Annotated in this window: 15 protein-coding genes and 2 pseudogenes; 3 read left to right on the forward strand and 14 right to left on the reverse strand. The window is 64.4% G+C overall.

Annotation, left to right across the window (positions count from 1 at the left end):
• The 6 genes and pseudogenes from WKC72_RS07630 to WKC72_RS07655 all read right to left on the reverse strand — a co-directional run.
• Positions 1-384, reverse strand: a pseudogene (locus tag WKC72_RS07630) (MFS transporter); the annotation flags it as partial.
• Entirely contained in the window at positions 384-590 is a 207-nt protein-coding gene (locus WKC72_RS07635; RefSeq protein WP_370182212.1) for a DUF3089 domain-containing protein, read from the reverse strand. The gene WKC72_RS07635 and the pseudogene WKC72_RS07630, both read right to left, overlap by 1 nt.
• Positions 590-1,579: an FUSC family protein gene (locus tag WKC72_RS07640; protein ID WP_370182213.1), complete on the reverse strand. Its 990-nt coding sequence runs from the start codon at positions 1,577-1,579 to the stop codon at positions 590-592. The genes WKC72_RS07635 and WKC72_RS07640 overlap by 1 nt, the downstream gene beginning before the upstream one ends.
• Positions 1,522-1,866 (reverse strand): hypothetical protein, encoded by a 345-nt coding sequence (locus WKC72_RS07645; RefSeq protein WP_128640960.1) that lies wholly within the window; start codon positions 1,864-1,866, stop codon positions 1,522-1,524. The genes WKC72_RS07640 and WKC72_RS07645 overlap by 58 nt, the downstream gene beginning before the upstream one ends.
• 106 nt (positions 1,867-1,972) lie before the next feature.
• Entirely contained in the window at positions 1,973-3,403 is a 1,431-nt protein-coding gene (locus WKC72_RS07650; RefSeq protein WP_370182214.1) for an aldehyde dehydrogenase, read from the reverse strand.
• Between the two features lie 231 nt (positions 3,404-3,634).
• Positions 3,635-4,006 (reverse strand): WhiB family transcriptional regulator, encoded by a 372-nt coding sequence (locus WKC72_RS07655; RefSeq protein WP_235214623.1) that lies wholly within the window; start codon positions 4,004-4,006, stop codon positions 3,635-3,637.
• Between the two features lie 231 nt (positions 4,007-4,237).
• On the opposite strand from WKC72_RS07655, the gene WKC72_RS07660 reads away from it, so the two are divergent.
• Entirely contained in the window at positions 4,238-4,495 is a 258-nt protein-coding gene (locus WKC72_RS07660) for a VOC family protein (RefSeq protein ID WP_370182215.1), read from the forward strand.
• Here the strand turns inward: WKC72_RS07660 and WKC72_RS07665 are convergent.
• A complete protein-coding gene (locus WKC72_RS07665; protein ID WP_370180103.1) occupies positions 4,485-6,113 on the reverse strand; it encodes an IS1634 family transposase in 1,629 nt (542 codons plus the stop codon). The two genes, WKC72_RS07660 and WKC72_RS07665, sit on opposite strands and share 11 nt — an antisense overlap.
• Before the next feature lie 103 nt (positions 6,114-6,216).
• On the opposite strand from WKC72_RS07665, the pseudogene WKC72_RS07670 reads away from it, so the two are divergent.
• Positions 6,217-6,405, forward strand: a pseudogene (locus tag WKC72_RS07670) (VOC family protein); the annotation flags it as partial.
• Here the strand turns inward: WKC72_RS07670 and WKC72_RS07675 are convergent.
• The 6 genes from WKC72_RS07675 to WKC72_RS07700 all read right to left on the reverse strand — a co-directional run bounded on the left by WKC72_RS07675 (position 6,395) and on the right by WKC72_RS07700 (position 12,233).
• A complete protein-coding gene (locus WKC72_RS07675; RefSeq protein WP_128640964.1) occupies positions 6,395-7,543 on the reverse strand; it encodes a CaiB/BaiF CoA-transferase family protein in 1,149 nt (382 codons plus the stop codon). The pseudogene WKC72_RS07670 and the gene WKC72_RS07675 overlap by 11 nt on opposite strands.
• An 18-nt stretch (positions 7,544-7,561) precedes the next feature.
• On the reverse strand, positions 7,562-8,785 hold the full coding sequence (locus WKC72_RS07680; RefSeq protein WP_268789193.1) for a CaiB/BaiF CoA-transferase family protein: 1,224 nt from the start codon (positions 8,783-8,785) through the stop codon (positions 7,562-7,564).
• A gap of 10 nt (positions 8,786-8,795) precedes the next feature.
• Entirely contained in the window at positions 8,796-9,155 is a 360-nt protein-coding gene (locus WKC72_RS07685) for a Zn-ribbon domain-containing OB-fold protein (protein ID WP_370182217.1), read from the reverse strand.
• A 58-nt stretch (positions 9,156-9,213) separates the two neighbouring features.
• Positions 9,214-9,732 (reverse strand): MaoC/PaaZ C-terminal domain-containing protein, encoded by a 519-nt coding sequence (locus WKC72_RS07690; protein ID WP_128640966.1) that lies wholly within the window; start codon positions 9,730-9,732, stop codon positions 9,214-9,216.
• Between the two features lie 39 nt (positions 9,733-9,771).
• Positions 9,772-10,926, reverse strand: a complete 1,155-nt coding sequence (locus tag WKC72_RS07695; RefSeq protein ID WP_128640967.1) for an acyl-CoA dehydrogenase family protein — start codon at positions 10,924-10,926, stop codon at positions 9,772-9,774.
• Between the two features lie 152 nt (positions 10,927-11,078).
• Positions 11,079-12,233 carry a CaiB/BaiF CoA transferase family protein gene (locus tag WKC72_RS07700; protein WP_370182218.1) on the reverse strand — a complete coding sequence of 385 codons (1,155 nt, stop codon included), beginning with the start codon at positions 12,231-12,233 and terminating at the stop codon, positions 11,079-11,081.
• Positions 12,234-12,635: 402 nt separating this feature from the next.
• On the opposite strand from WKC72_RS07700, the gene WKC72_RS07705 reads away from it, so the two are divergent.
• A complete protein-coding gene (locus tag WKC72_RS07705; protein WP_268789196.1) occupies positions 12,636-13,757 on the forward strand; it encodes an NDMA-dependent alcohol dehydrogenase in 1,122 nt (373 codons plus the stop codon).
• A 116-nt stretch (positions 13,758-13,873) separates the two neighbouring features.
• On the opposite strand, the gene WKC72_RS07710 is transcribed toward WKC72_RS07705, so the two are convergent.
• Complete coding sequence (locus WKC72_RS07710) at positions 13,874-14,887, reverse strand: zinc-binding dehydrogenase (RefSeq protein ID WP_128640970.1); 1,014 nt, start codon at positions 14,885-14,887, stop codon at positions 13,874-13,876.
• Position 14,888: the final 1 nt, after the last annotated feature.

A 14,888-nucleotide genomic window follows, 5' to 3' on the forward strand; every position in this document is an offset into this window, starting at 1 on the left:
GAGGGTGAGGCGGGTGAACAGGGCGGCGAACCATAAGGCGAAGCGGAGACCGAGAAGGTCGCCGAGGATCCCGGTCAACGGGTACCCGTCCCCGAGGCCGTTCGCGACGGTCACCGACTCGCTCGAGATGCCATACCGCATGTTCTTGTCTCTCAGGTACCGGCGCGCCCGGGCGATCGTCACCGGGACGATCCCATGGGTCAATCCCTGCAACGCACGTCCGACCAGGAACACGGTGAAATTGGGTGCCGCCGCGGCGACGATCGACCCGGCGACCACGGTTGCCAGTCCCCGAGCAACAGTCGCCTCTTATGGCGCCCATCACTGAGCAGGCCCCATGATCGGGGTCGCGATCGCCCAGACTAGGAGATTGACAGTAAGCATCACCTTGGGATCGGCCACCGCGGTGAATAGGCTACGACACAGCCCGATTCACTCTGCTGCGTGCACACCGAGATGTTCTGGATGTCGCCGCAGACCGTGCGGCCGCGGGCGGTGAGGACGTTGCCGCCCGTTAAGAACGCCCCGACGACCTGCTGACGGAGAGCGGGATTGGGGTCGATCCGGTCGTGGATCAGTTTGCGCAGCATCAGCGTGCCCTGCGAGTGCGCGTGAACAGCGTGATGAGCGTGACGGTGTGCAGTATCGGATCCGGCGGGAGGAACGACAACGCAAGACCGACGGCGGCGCCGGCGAGCGTACCGACGGTACGGCCGATGCCGCGCGCAAAAGTCTCTCCGTAGTCGGGGAACAGGATCAGCACCACAGCGACGACAACCCAGAAGCCGTGTCCGTGGAGCAACACCTGAGTGCCGACCCAGGCGCCGATCGCGACGCCGATCACTTGACCGATGACACCGGTGACCGCGAGCCGCAACGCATGATGGACGATCGGTGACGCCGGATGCAATTCGGCACGGACGAGTTCCCGCGAGGTCGGCGGTCGACGCTCGTCCGACGGGACGGGGGCAGGGGCGCCGGCGGTGGTCCGCGCCGCGGTCGTGATCGCGTCGATCAGCCTGCCCTGCAGTCGGTCCTGCCCGGGTGTCACTGCCAGGTCCGACGGGAGAAGTTCGGGTCGGCGGCGCCGGATGGCGCCTCCGATCGCGTGCAGATGCTCGGACACAGCTGCTCGCCAGGGGGCGGCCACATCGTCGTCCCGATTGTTCACAGCCGCGAGCAACTGGGCTATTTCCTCCCCACGCTCGACGAGTTCGGTGAGGTGGTCGATCTCGCGGTGGCGGCGCCCGCGAAGCAGGGCAAGGCTTCGGTCGGCGGCCAGTAGCGCCGGACCGTAGGGCCCCCCGGAGGCCAAGGCGTCGTAGAGCGATGCGACGGCGCGGCGTTGCACCGCATGGCGTGGCTCGTACGGCGGGAGCAGTTGTGCCATGGGCATGATCGCGACGCCGACCGCGAACAGTGCGAGCTCACGGGCACCGACCGGCAGGGACGGGGTGATCTCGGCGAAGGCGACGAAGATGATCGTGACCACGAGAAACCGCATGCTGATGCTCAGCGCCACTACACGCAGGATCCCGGCCGTGACCAAGCCGATGAAGAGAACGGGGAGGATAGCCACCACAGCCCGTGTAAGAGGATCCCGGCGGCCGCGGCGAAGATCTCGGCTGTTCCGGTGAGGACGGCTGCTCCCAGACGTGAGCGGTTGTGTGGCATCAAGGATGCGATGCCCCCGAGGAACGCACCGACACAGATCAGGACCTTCTCTTCGAAGTCGTGCAGGAAGTAGCCACCGATCGCCGCGACGATCATGCCGACTGCCACACGAAGCAGACGGGCAGGATCCTGGAGGGGCCGTCCGGGCTTCAGCCCTCGCAGCGCAGCGCGAACGAGTGCCTCGCGGTGCATCACATGCCGCCTACCGGTGGCGTCTTTCGGTCACTTCGAGCCTGTCATGACGTTTTTCGCACTGTTCGTCCTTCGCGGGGGTGCCCCCTTCTCCGGGATCCGGCTGTCAGGCGCTGCGGAAGATCGTTTTGAGCTCCAGGTACGGTTCGAGGCTGCTGGGCCCGAGTTCTCGGCCCATGCCGCTGTTCTTGACACCGCCGAATGGAGCCTCCGTGGGGAATGACGCGCTGTTGACACCGATCGTGCCGGTCACGATGCGCCGTGCGACGGCGGTGGCGTGCTCGCGGTCCGGAGAGAAGACGCCGCCGCCGAGGCCGTACTCGGAGTCGTTGGCGATGGCGATGGCCTCGTCCTCGTTCTCGTAGGCGATGACGACGAGGACCGGGCCGAAGATCTCTTCACGGGCGATGCGCATGTCGTTGGTGACGTCACGGAAGACGGTCGGCTCGATGTGGAAACCCCGGTCGTTCGCCGTGGATCGGCCCCCGCCGACGACGACCTTCGCTCCTTCACGTTGTCCCAGCTCCAGGTAAGACTCGACCCGATCTCGCTGCCGTTCGGACACCAGGGGGCCGAACAGGTTGGCGGGATCGGTGGGATCGCCGATCGGGATCTCGCTCATCGCGGCACTGACAGCGTCGACTACTTCGTCGTACCGCGACCGGGGTGCGAGCACCCGGGTCAGGGACCGGCAAATCTGGCCGGTGTTCGGTGAGCACGCGGTTGCCACGAACGGCTTGAAGGCGTCGAGATCGACGTCCTCGAGCAGGATGGCGGCCGACTTGCCGCCCAGTTCGAGCGTTACCCGCTTGAGGTCCCTGCCGCAGGTCTCGGCGATGGCCTTGCCGGCGACGGTGGAGCCGGTGAAGGCGATCTTGCGGACCAGCGGATGCTCGACGAGGGCGCTGCCGGTCTCGCGGCCTCCCGTGACGACGTTGACGACGCCGGCGGGGATACCCGCTTCGGTGGCGATTTCCGCGAAGAGAAAAGCATCGAGCGAAGTTTCTGGTGCCGGCTTGATCACGGCGGTGCATCCTGCCGCGAGTGCCGGTCCGATCTTCCACGCGAGCAGGGGCTGGGGGCCGTTCCAGGGGGTGATAGCCCCCACCACGCCGACCGGCCGACGCTGCAGGAGCGCGTCACCGATGGACGTTTCCAGTGGCTCCTCTTCGACGAGGGTGTCGGCGAGCGACGCGAAATACCGGTAGTACAGCGGAACTTGCTGCTGCATCGCCCGGGACACGCTGATCGGGGTGCCGTTCTGCCGCGTCACCAGCGCAGCGATCTCGTCGATACGGCCTTCATAGGTGTCGGCCAGGCGGCGCAGGGAAGCGGCTCGCTCGGACGGAGGGGTGGCGGCCCACGTGACCCCGGCGGCGTCGGCGGCCTGCACGGCCGCGTCGATATCGGAGGAATCACCGTCGACGATGGAGGCAAAGACTTCCTCCGTCGACGGATTGATGACGGAGATTGTCTCGGCGGAGTGGGCGGCCCGGTTCTCGCCGCCGATGTAATGGGATTCGTGGTTCGTGACCATTCTTGTCCTCCTGGTCCCACCGCATTGTGATGGCGGCAAGAAATGATGGATGCCCCGACCGGAACGTCGGGACGGGTAATGCGACGTCTGCCGATGTCGGATGAGGGCCGAGTGATCCGACGAATTCGATTCGGCGAGCCGATCGAGTGTGCCCGCTGGCCTGATCTTACGTATCTCGAAGCCGACGTGGGAGGGGCCACCAGCACCCCCATGACCGCGACAATTGATTGGCTATCTTTGCCATCGACTCCACTTGCGCGCGGCGCGAAGCTCGTTCGGGTTCAGGCCGCCCCAGATTCCGTGTTGCTCTCCGAAATGAATCGCGCTTGTGCGGCATTCGCTGATCACCGGGCATTGGCGGCAGATCGCCTTCGCTTGCTGCTCCTGACGGCGTGAACATGTGCGATTGTCTTCGCGATCGGTATAGAAGACGGCGATGTCCATGCCACGGCAACGCGCCTGTGGTCGCCAATCGTCACGATCGACGTGTGATGCGAGATTCATGGTTCTCAGTGCTTTCCTGGCTTCGCGGCGTGCGTTCGGCCTTTGGGAATTTTCTTTTCTGAACAATGATTCTCGCCTGCACGAGAAGAGTTCAGCCACAGGTGAATATTCGGCAATGTCGCGTAAGTGTCAAGAGTGGGCTAACGCACACAGAAATGCAAGGGGGAGTTGAAGTTACGATCCATAGCGTGAGGCTTACCTCGGGTTAGCTTCCGCATCTTTGACTTTCGGAACAATTCTGCAGAAAATTCTCAGTGCGGGCGCCGATCGGTGCTCGGGCGCAAATGAACTGAGCGGTAGGTTTGTTCGAGACGGGAACAGACGATTCAGATGCATGTCGCGCATATCGACCATTTCGTGCTGACTGTTGCCTACATCGACACCACCGTCGAGTTCTACTCGACGGTGCTTGGGATGTCCGAACACCGGTACGGCGACGATCGCCGGGCATTGCTGTTCGGCCGCAGCAAGATCAATCTGCACCAGCAACCGAGCGCGGTGACGCCCAACGCTCGGCACGCGCAACCCGGTAGCGCCGATGTCTGTCTGATCGTCGAACCTGAGTTGGCTCATTTCGTTAGTGCGTGAGTCCGGGTCCGGTGATCTTGTCGATGAGGTCGCGGGTGTCGGGGTCGAGTTCGGGTGGGAATGTGTGTCGGGTGCCGTTGATCGCGATGGTGGCCGAGCGGAGAGGTCGGAGTCGTTTGAGGACGTTGCCGATCGCTAGTCCGCTGCGGTGTTGGGCCAGGTAGGACACCGCCAGGGCGGCGAACACGATGGTCAGGTGCGCTTCGATCGCGTCGCGGGTGCGGTGGAAGATCGGCCTGGCTCTCAGGTCAGTTTTCGACATGCGGAACGACTGCTCGACGTGCCAGAGGTCGTGATACTTGCCGATCACCTCGCCGGGTTCCATCAGGGTGGCGGGGATGTTGGTGACATAGCCTTTCAACCCGATCAGCGACCGGGCCCGCTCGATCGATGCGGTGTCGAGGCTGCGTCCCTTGCCGGTGGTCTTGACGAACCGGGTCGATTTCGGGGCTTTCGCCCCGTCGACGACCTCGCGGGCTCGGGTTTCCTGGGCGTTCAAGGTCTGGTTGTCGCGGACCGCGCGGCGTTTCGAGTACTGCCAGACCGCCCGCCACGACTTCGGGTGCCTGGCCGGATCCCAGACCGGTTCGGTGCGGTGACGGATGTTGTTGACGGTGCTCTTCGCATGCCGCGGCGTGACGGTGTCGATGACTTGTCCGTCGACGAAAACGTCTCCTTTCCAATGGAAATGGTTCGACAGATCGATGGGTGCTTTGGTGACGCGGGAGCCGACGATGAACTTCAGGCCGGCGTCGTCGAGGTCCTTCAAGTTACCGGCGGAGAGCATCCCGGCGTCGGCGGCGACGACCATCTCGACCCCGGTGATGTCGTGGCGGGTCTGGAACTGCCGGATGATCGGGACGATGGTGTGGGTTTCGGCCTTGTTCCCCTCGAAACATCCGACTTCCAAGGGGAATCCGGTCCGGTCGACGAGCAGACCGACCACGATCTGCGGATCGACGCGGCGTTCTTTCGAGTAGCCGACCTTGCGGAGCTCGTCTTCCTTCTCCGCCTCGAAATACAAGGTCGTGACGTCGTAGAGGATCAGGGACAGGCCACCTGTTTCGGCGGCATGCTCGAAACATTTCGTCGCGATCTGGTCCCGGTAGTCGCGGTCGACGATCCACCGCAGGTGCCGCTTGATCGTGGCGTAGCTCGCCGGGGCCTTCCCGAGGTCACGAACCACCCTGGCGGCGTCGAGTTTCGAGCCGGGCTCGACGATTCGGGCGATCACTAGATCCCGGAACACCTCGTCGCCGAGCACTCCGAAACCGAGCTGGTCGTAGAGACTTTCGAGGATCTGCCGCAGTACCACCGACCCCGTCGACGCGGTCCGCCCCGGCGCATCGACGACCGGCCGGTCATCCGCGGCTGGCAACAACACGCCCTGGCCCGCCGCCAGGACGCTCGCCGCCGGTGTTTGCGGGGTGACGCCCAGGTCGAGGGCCTGTTGATCGGGCTCGATCCACGCTCGGGCCCGCTCGAGAAGCATCCCGAGCTCGACATCGGTGTGCGCTGACCCGATGTGCTTGACGATCTCCTGCCGGCCGTTGACATAGCGGGCGACCTGCACCGCTGTGGCCCCGGACTTCGTCCGGACCCGCCTGATGAACGTCACCCGACGAGGGTAGACCGGCGCCGTTAGTGCGTGAAACCGCCGCCGTAGACACGAGAAGTGCCAGGTCAAGAGATTGGAACGTCATTCCTCACCGAGAAGTGAGCCAAGACAGGTCGAAGAGTCCATCGACGCGGTTGTCCGCGAGCTGTCCGACAGGGGCGTTCCGGTGGAGGTAGGTCCTGTTCAGCGCCACGGCGCTCGAGGGCTGATGACGAGTGTGTACATCCGCGATCCGGACGGAAATCTCATCGAGCTGTCGGAATACCAGGCGGGCACCAACGTCAGGGTCTGATCTTCAGCACTTCGGGAAGTTGGTCGTTGTCCGCCCCGATGTCGCGGGCCGCATGCAGGGGTGGTGGGCGGCGGCCGTCGAACGACAGGGGCAGACCGACGAGTCCGATCTCGTCGTCCGACGGCGTGCCGATGATGCCGAGCGCATGGGTGTGCTCGTGGGCGACGACTTCGGCGGTGGTCTGGATCGGTGCCGCCGGGATGCCGGCGCCCTGCAGCAGTTCCTGCCAGTGGGCACGTGTTTCCTTCGCCAGTTGCTCACCGATCAGCCGGTCGATCTCGGCCCGGTTCTGCAACCGCCCAGCGTTGGTGGCGAACCGATCGTCGGTCGACCATTCCGGATGTCCGAGTGCGGCGCAGAGGCGAGCAAACAGCGGGTCGTTGGCGCAACTGACGATCAGATCGCCGTCGCTGGTCGAGTACGCGCGGTGCGGGACGATGAAAGCGACACCCGACCCATGCCTGCCACCGGGTTCGCCGTCGGTGTTGTAGTTCGCCACGCCGATCGACATCCACGCCATGGCGGTCTCGAGGAGCGACGCGTTGACCGTCGCACCGGCGTGTTTCACCTGACGGCGGTGCAGCGCCGACAGGATGCCGATCACCGCCCACATCGCGGACCCGAAGTCGATTATGGACACCCCTGCCCGCACCGGGGGCTGTCCCTCCTCGCCCGTGATGCTCATGATTCCGGAGAATGCCTGCATCAGCGGGTCGTATCCGGGGAGTGTGTTCAGCGGACCCACATGTCCGAACGCGCCGATCTCGCAATAGATCAACTCCGGCTTGGTTACCCGGAGGCTGTCGGCGTCCAGCCCGTATTTCGCGCTGGAACCCGGCCGGAGGTTGTGGATGAAGACGTCCGCACGTTCGGCGATCAGCGTGTGCAGCGTCTTCAGCTGATCTCGATCCTTGATGTCGATGCTGATGCAACGCTTACCGCGATTGAGCGCATGGAACGCGGCGCCGCTGCCCTTCCATGTGCTCGGCCCCCAGCCGCGGGCGGAGTCGCCCGTCGGACGCTCCACCTTCCACACCTCGGCGCCGAGTTCCGCGAGGATCTTCCCGCTGAACGGTGCCGAGGCACTGTCGCCCAGCTCGACCACGACAACTCCCGATAACGGCAGATCACGCTGCATCGTCTTCCTCCTTGGTGGTCAGCCGGCCGAATGTGCGGCGCGCACTTCGGGTGTGTACGTGGCGCCGGAATTCAGCATCTCGTCTATTTCACCGCGATCGAAACCGGCTTCGGTGAGCAACTGCACCGAATGTTCGCCGAGGCGCGGCGCCGGGTACCGCAGGTCCGGCTGACTCTCGCTCCACTGTTGCGGAATCGCCATCGTCTTCAGCGGGCCTTCCGAGGGGTGGTCCTGGTCGACGAAGAAGCCGACCTCCCTCATGTGTGGATCGTCCAGCAACGATTCCGGGGTGTTCATCTCGATGACCGGAATATCCGCTTCGGTCAGGAGCTTCATCCATTCGGCGGTCGTCTTCGTTTCGAACACCTGCCCCAGGAACTCGTACAGGATTCCGATGTTGTGGGTCCGTCCGTTGATGTCGGCGAAACGCGGGTCCTCGACCATCTCCGGGTGTCCGGAGATTTCGAAGAAGCGCTGCCAATGCTTGTCGACGTAGACGTTCACCCCGAGGTAGCCGCCGTCGAGCGTCCGATACGGGCGGCGGTCCGGGTTCATCATCCGGCCGTACCCCCAATCGCCGATCGGCGGATCGAACGTGTGCCCGTACAGGTGGTCGCCCATGACGAAATGCGCGAACGTCTCGAACATCGGTACCTGGACTTCCTGACCGACACCTGTCTTCTCGCGCCGGAACAGTGCCATCGACACGGCCGTGCTCGCGGCCATGCCGACGACGCGGTCTGCGATGGCGGTGGCCACATAGGTCGGCGGACCTGCCTTGCGGCTCTGGAGTACCGGCATGCCGACCGCTGCCTGGATCAGGTCGTCGTATGCCGGCCGGTCGGCGTAGGGGCCGTTCTGGCCGAACCCGTAACAGCCGCAGTAGATGATCCGCGGATTGATCGCGCGGGCGTCCTCGTAGCTCAACCCCAGCCTGGCCATCGCTTGTGGCCGCAAGCTGTACAGCAGCACGTCGGCGGAACCGATCATCCGCTCGAGTGCGGCGCTGCCGCCGGCGGACTTGAGATCGAGGACGAGGCTGCGCTTGTTGCGGTTGAGGTGCAGGAAGATCGCGCTCATTCCGGGGTTGCGGGACGGGCCGACACCGCGAGTCGTATCGCCGGCCCGTGACTCGATCTTCCAGACGTCTGCGCCCATGTCGGCGAGCAGGAGCGACGCATACGGGCCCATGAAGTTCGATGTCAGGTCCAGGATGCGCACACCCTCCAATGGTCCGGTCATGTCACTGCTCCTACTGGTGGTCCGTCATGGTGAATACGGGGAGTTTCTGCTCCCCACGTTGTACGAAACGCGTCGTGATCGGTTTTCCGATCGCGATGGCGTCGGGTTCGCCGTCGATCTGTGCGAACAAGGTGTCGCCGTCGTCCATCTTCACGAAGCCGACCGCGTACGGCACGATCGTGGTCCAGACCGGCGTCGGTCCACGCATGATCGTGCTGTACGAGTAGATCGTCCCGCTCCCGGCCGATTGTGTCCACGACAATGCCGACTCCGTCGCATCGCCGTGCAGGCAGAGCACGTTCACCACCGTGCCTGCGGCGATCGTCTGCGACGCGGCGGTGATAGTCGACGTCAGCCCGGCGCCTTGCATCGCGATGCGTACGCATCGCCCATGCCGACGATCGCTGCGCCGGGCTTCGACGACATAGTTAGTTCTTGGCGCGCTCGGTGGGCAGCGATGCGCCGACCAGGGCCTCCAGATCCTCGCGCTTGCGCAGCATCAACAGGCTCCACTCGCTCTTCTGGCACACGTCGCCGTTCTGGTTGAGCGCCTTCATCAGCAGCGTGATGACGCCGTATTTGTCGTCCTTGTCCTTCTTCGCGAGGACCTCGGCGGTGACGTAGATGGTGTCGTTGATGTGCACCGGCGTGAGATACCGAAGGTTGTTGATCCCGTAGTTCGCCTGGATCGGCGGACCGAAGGTGATCAGGCCGGTCATGATGGAGTAGGTCAGCGACCCCTGTACCAGGCGCTCACCGAAACGGGTCTGGGCCGCGTAGTGGACGTTCGAGTGGATCTCGATCCAGTTCCCGGTCAGCGCGCAGTAGTTGACCACGTCGGTCTCGGTGATGGTGCGACCGCCGCTGCGAAACACCGTGCCGACCTCGATCTCGTCGAGCGGCATGTCGATGCGGTTGTTGATGGTTACGGGATTCGTCGTTGTCATCGCTGCTTCCTTGGGACGTGAAGGGTGATCGGGGGAGACTCAGGCGTTGGTCAGCTTCATCGACTTGGCGATGATCGTGCGCTGGATCTGCGAAGTGCCGCCGCCGATCGTGCACTGGATCGACTCGCGCAGGTAGCGCTCCATGTCGCCCTCGGGCAGGTTGGCGTAGCCGCCCAGAATCTGCATGCCGTCGAGCGCACACTGCTTGAGGGTCTCCGACGCGTACAGCTTGGCCATCGAGGTCTCGCGGGCGGCGGGGGTGCCCTCGGCTTTGATCGCGGCGGCCCGGTAGCAGAGCAGACGAGCAGCGTCGACGCGGGTCTGGTTCTCCGCCAGCATGTGCTTGAGGACCTGGAACTCACGGATCGGCTTGCCGAACTGAGTGCGCTGGTGCGCATACCGGTTGGCGTTGTTGACCGCCTCCTGCGCGTTGCCGGTGTAAGCGGCTGCGACGGCGCAACGCTCCAGTTCGAGGTGGTCGGTGATGACCTTCCAGCCCTGGCCCTCTTCGCCCAGCAGCGCGTCGCCGGGAACCCGGACCTCGTCGAGGAAGATCTCGGTGGTGCCGGTCGCGTGCCGCGACAGGGTCGGCAGCTTGTTGATGACGAGTCCCGGGGTGTCATTCGGGATCAGCAGCACCGACAGACCCTTGTGCTTGTCGGAGGTGTCGGTGCGAACCAGCATCGCGATGACCGTGTTGTCGGCCGCTGCACCTGAGCACCAGAGCTTGGAGCCCGTAATCACCCAGTCGCCGTTCTCGTCACGGCGAGCGCGGGTCTTGGTGTTCGCGGCGTCCGAACCGGCGTCGGGCTCGGAGATCGAGACCGAAAAGCGAATGTCACCGTCGATGAACGGCTTGACGTAGCGGTCCTGCTGCTCCTTGGTGCCGAACTTCAGGATGTTCATGGCGGTGAAGGTCGGAACGAGCACCGAGCACGCGAAGTCGAATCCGAACTTGCCGAGACCCTCTGCCATCAGCGAGTAGTCGAAGATATCGCCGCCGGAGCCGCCCATCTCCTCGGGGAACAGGATGCCGAGCCAGCCCTGCTTGGCGATCTTCTCGTACGCCTCGTACGGGTAGAGCCGGTTCTCGTCGCAGTGCCGGACATACTCGACGGTGATTTCGTTGTCCATGAAATCGTTCACGACGTCGAGCCAGGCTGCCTGGGATTCGTCGAGGAAGTTCGAATTCATATTCTTCTCTCCAGATCGGAAGGAATGGTGCCCGTATTTCGGTTGCACCGCTTGAATAAATGTTAGAACTGCGCGGTTGCCGAACCTAGTGATTCTTTTCGAATCAACGATTCGGCGAGTGCGAATCCTGTTGTGAGGCGCAGCCGAGGGGGTCAGGTGATTGCGCCCGCCGCGCGGAGCGCAGCGAGTTGTTCGGCCGTGAAACCCCAGTCGCCGAGAACGTCGTCGGTGTGCTGTCCGGGCGCGTCGGGCGGGCCCTGGATCGCGCCCGGAGTGCGGCTGAACCGCGGCGCCGGTGCCGGCTGCACCACGCCGTCGACCTCTGTGAACGTGCCGCGCGCAACGAGATGCTTGTGCTGCGGCGCCTCGGTCAGCGACAACACCGGCGCCCAGCACGCGTCCTCCCCTTCGGCGAGGGCGCACCATTCGTCGCGGGTGCGGGTCCGGAACACCGCGGCGAACCGTTCCTGTATCTCCGGCCAGCGGGTCCGGTCGTGCTGGTCGGGCATGTCGGATTCGCTCAGTCCGAGGAGGCGAAGAGTGTTGCGCCAGAATCGGGTTTCGTTACAGGCGACGCTGAGCCAGCGTCCGTCCGAGGATTCGTACACGTGGTACCAGGGTGCGCCCGAATCGAGTCGGTTGGTTCCGCGCTCGTCGCGCCAGTATCCGGCGGCGTGAAGGCCGTAGAACAGGGCCATCAGCGACGCCGACCCGTCCACCATCGCTGCATCGATCACCTGGCCGCGTCCGGACAGCCGGCTCTCGAGCAGAGCCGAAACCACTCCCAGTGCCAGATACAGTGAGCCGCCGCCGAAATCGCCGACGAGATTCAGCGGCAACGTCGGTGGCCCATCCTTGGCGCCGATGGCATGAAGGACGCCGGTCAGTGAGATGTAGTTGGCGTCGTGCCCCGCGGACTGGGCCAGCGGTCCGTCCTGACCCCATCCCGTCATCCGCCCGTACACCAGCGCGGGATTCGCGGCGAGACAGTCGTCCGGGCCGATTCCCAGCTTCTCCGCCACACCGGGCCGAAAGCCCTCCACCAGCACATCGGCTCGACGCACGAGGTCGAGGACCGCCCCGACTGCCGCGTTGTTCTTCAAATCCATTGCAGCACTGCGGCGACCGCGATTGAGAAGGTTGAAACGTGGATCTACCGGCGCGCCGCCGTCGTAGCCGGGTGGCCGGTCGATTCGGATGATGTCCGCACCCAGGTCGGACAGAAGCATGCAGCAGAACGGAACCGGTCCGACTCCACCCAGTTCCACGATCTTGACGCCCGCGAGCGGGCCACGGGATTTCTTCATATTTCGACTCCAATCGACCGCCTCGAGTCTATTGCTCACCTGTGTCGGTTCCAATTGAAGAAACGTGAAGTGTCGATTCGAACGGATCGAATTCCATCGATCCATTTCATCAATTCTATTCCGCCATTGACGAATTCGACTGAACAGTGACACCATTCATGGAGACAGTATTTCTTCCCGTGCTGCGGCGACTATCCGCGCACGAAGACAAACGGCAAAGGTTCGGCAATGGTCGACACTGTGCGCAGTCTGCCAGTCGGGGTCATCGAACGTACGCCGGTGATCACCGGCGCTCACCAGCGGGATCGTCACCAAAAGGAGTGGATGCACTATGAGAACACCGAATGATCGCGTCGATGCGGGCAAGGCGGTGTCCGATTCCAGCACGCGGGCGGCGCGCTCATGCTGACCAGGGGCGCTGTGCTGCGGCAGTCGCCGGGCACGTACGAGGTGGTCGAGCTCGAGGTCGATGATCCCCGGCCTGGGGAAATCCGGGTCAAGATGGCCGCCACCGGCCTCTGTCACTCCGACGACCACTTCGCGACCGGTGACCAGCAACCGGGGATCCTCCCGATTGCGGGTGGCCACGAAGGCTCGGGGGTCGTCGAGGCAGTGGGACCGGGCACCACAGGCTTCGCCGAGGGCGACCACGTGGTCTTTTCCTTCCTCCCGGTGTGCGGTCGCTGCCGATGGTGCGCCACCGGTCATCAGAACCTGTGCGATCTCGGCCGCTTCCTCGCCACCGGTGCCCGCTTCGACGATCCGAGCTCGTTCAGACTGTCCCTCGACGGTGCACCGGTCGGACAGCTCGCCGGTCTGGGAACATTCTGCGAATACGTGACCGTCTCGACGGCATCGGCGATCAAGATCGACCCCTCGATCCCACTGGACGTCGCATGCCTGACCGGGTGCAGCGTGGGGACCGGCTGGGGTGCGGCGGTCAACTCCGCACAGGTCAGGCCGGGGCACGTCGTCATCGTGATGGGCATCGGCGGGATCGGGATCAATGCCGTCCAGGGTGCCGCACACGCCGGTGCGGGCGCCGTCATCGCCGTCGACCCGGTCGAGTTCAAACGCGAATCGGCGTTGAAGCTCGGGGCCACCCATGCCGTCGCCGACATCGAGGAGGCCACCGAGGTGGCCCGGTCGATGACCAACGGTCAGGGCGCCGACGCCACCATCGTCACCGTCGGCGTCACCAGCGGACGTCATGTGGGGCAGGGTCTGCAGTCCGTCCGCAAGGCCGGTACGTGTGTGGCGGTCGGGCTCGGTGATATCGCGGTGAAAGACGGTGACATCAACCTGCACGAGCTCGTCCTGTACCAGAAGCGGCTGCAGGGCTCCCTGTTCGGGGCCAGCTGCCCCACCGCGGACATCCCGGCACAGCTGCAGATGTATCAGCGCGGGCAGCTTCGGCTCGACGAGCTGGTGACCACCCGCTACTCCCTCGACGACATCAGCGTCGGCTTCGACGACATGAAGGCCGGCCGCAATCTGCGTGGAGTCGTGGTCTTCGATTCCTGAACCGACGGGTAGGGGCGGATGCGCGACGCGCGTCCGCCCCGTTACCCGTTCGGGATGGATCAGTGAATGGTCAGCGCCACTGCCGAGGGCACTCCGGCGGCCGGGCGATCTGAACGCTAGAACTCGAAGACACCCTTGCCGTCGCTCTGCTGCGCGAACCATTCGTACGCCTCCACACCCTGATCCAGGGACCAGGTGTGGGTGTAGATGTCGTCGATGGGGAGATTCCGTGCGGCGATGAACTCGGCGCACCGCAATTGCTCGATCGTGGACATCGTCCACGACGTCATCAACGTCCATTGCTTCTTGTAGTGAGCCTGCACGTCGAACTCGATATGCCCGGGCAGGCCGAGGAAGCATGCGCGGCCCCAGGGAGCGAGTACTGCGAGAGCATCGTCGTTGGCTTTTCCGGAAGTCTCCAGAATCAGCGGTGCGCCGCGTCCACCCGTCATGTCGGCGATCGCTTCGACCACATTTGAGGACCGCGAATTCACAGTCGAGGCCGCACCGAAACTCTTGGCGCGCTGTAGGCGGTTGTCATCGATGTCCACGGCAATTACCGTCGCACCCAGCGCCGACGCGAGCATCGTGCCCGACAGACCGACGGGGCCTTGGCCGAATACCACGATCGTTTCCCCTGCGACATTGCCGAGCCGTTGCAGGCCACCCCACGCCGTGCCGGTTCCGCACCCGATCGCTGCCCCGGCCTTGTAGCTCAAGGTGTCCGGAAGCGGCAGGAGAGTGCGGGCAGGCACTTTGAGGAATGGGGCGTGCCCACCGTTCGCGGAGATTCCCATGACCTTCGATGGTTCGCGCTCGCACATCTGCGGCCAGCCGGAGCGGCAGGCGGGACACGCATCGCAGCCCCAATAGTGATGGATCATCACTCGATCGCCGACGCGCGCCATCATCGGCGTCACACCGTCACCGACGGCGTGGACGTCCCCGCACGGTTCGTGGCCCTGGATGATGTCGGTTCCGACAGCTATCGCGCCCCGACGGAACAGGAGGTCGCTTCCGCACATGCCCGAGGCTCGGACCCGGACGACGACCTCGCCGGGCCCCGGTACAGGGTCGTCGAACTCTCTGATGGCAGTGGTGTCGTCGCCCGGAAAGGCAATTGCACGCATC

The organism is Rhodococcus wratislaviensis, assembly GCF_041228765.1.
GTDB lineage: Bacteria > Actinomycetota > Actinomycetes > Mycobacteriales > Mycobacteriaceae > Rhodococcus_F > Rhodococcus_F wratislaviensis.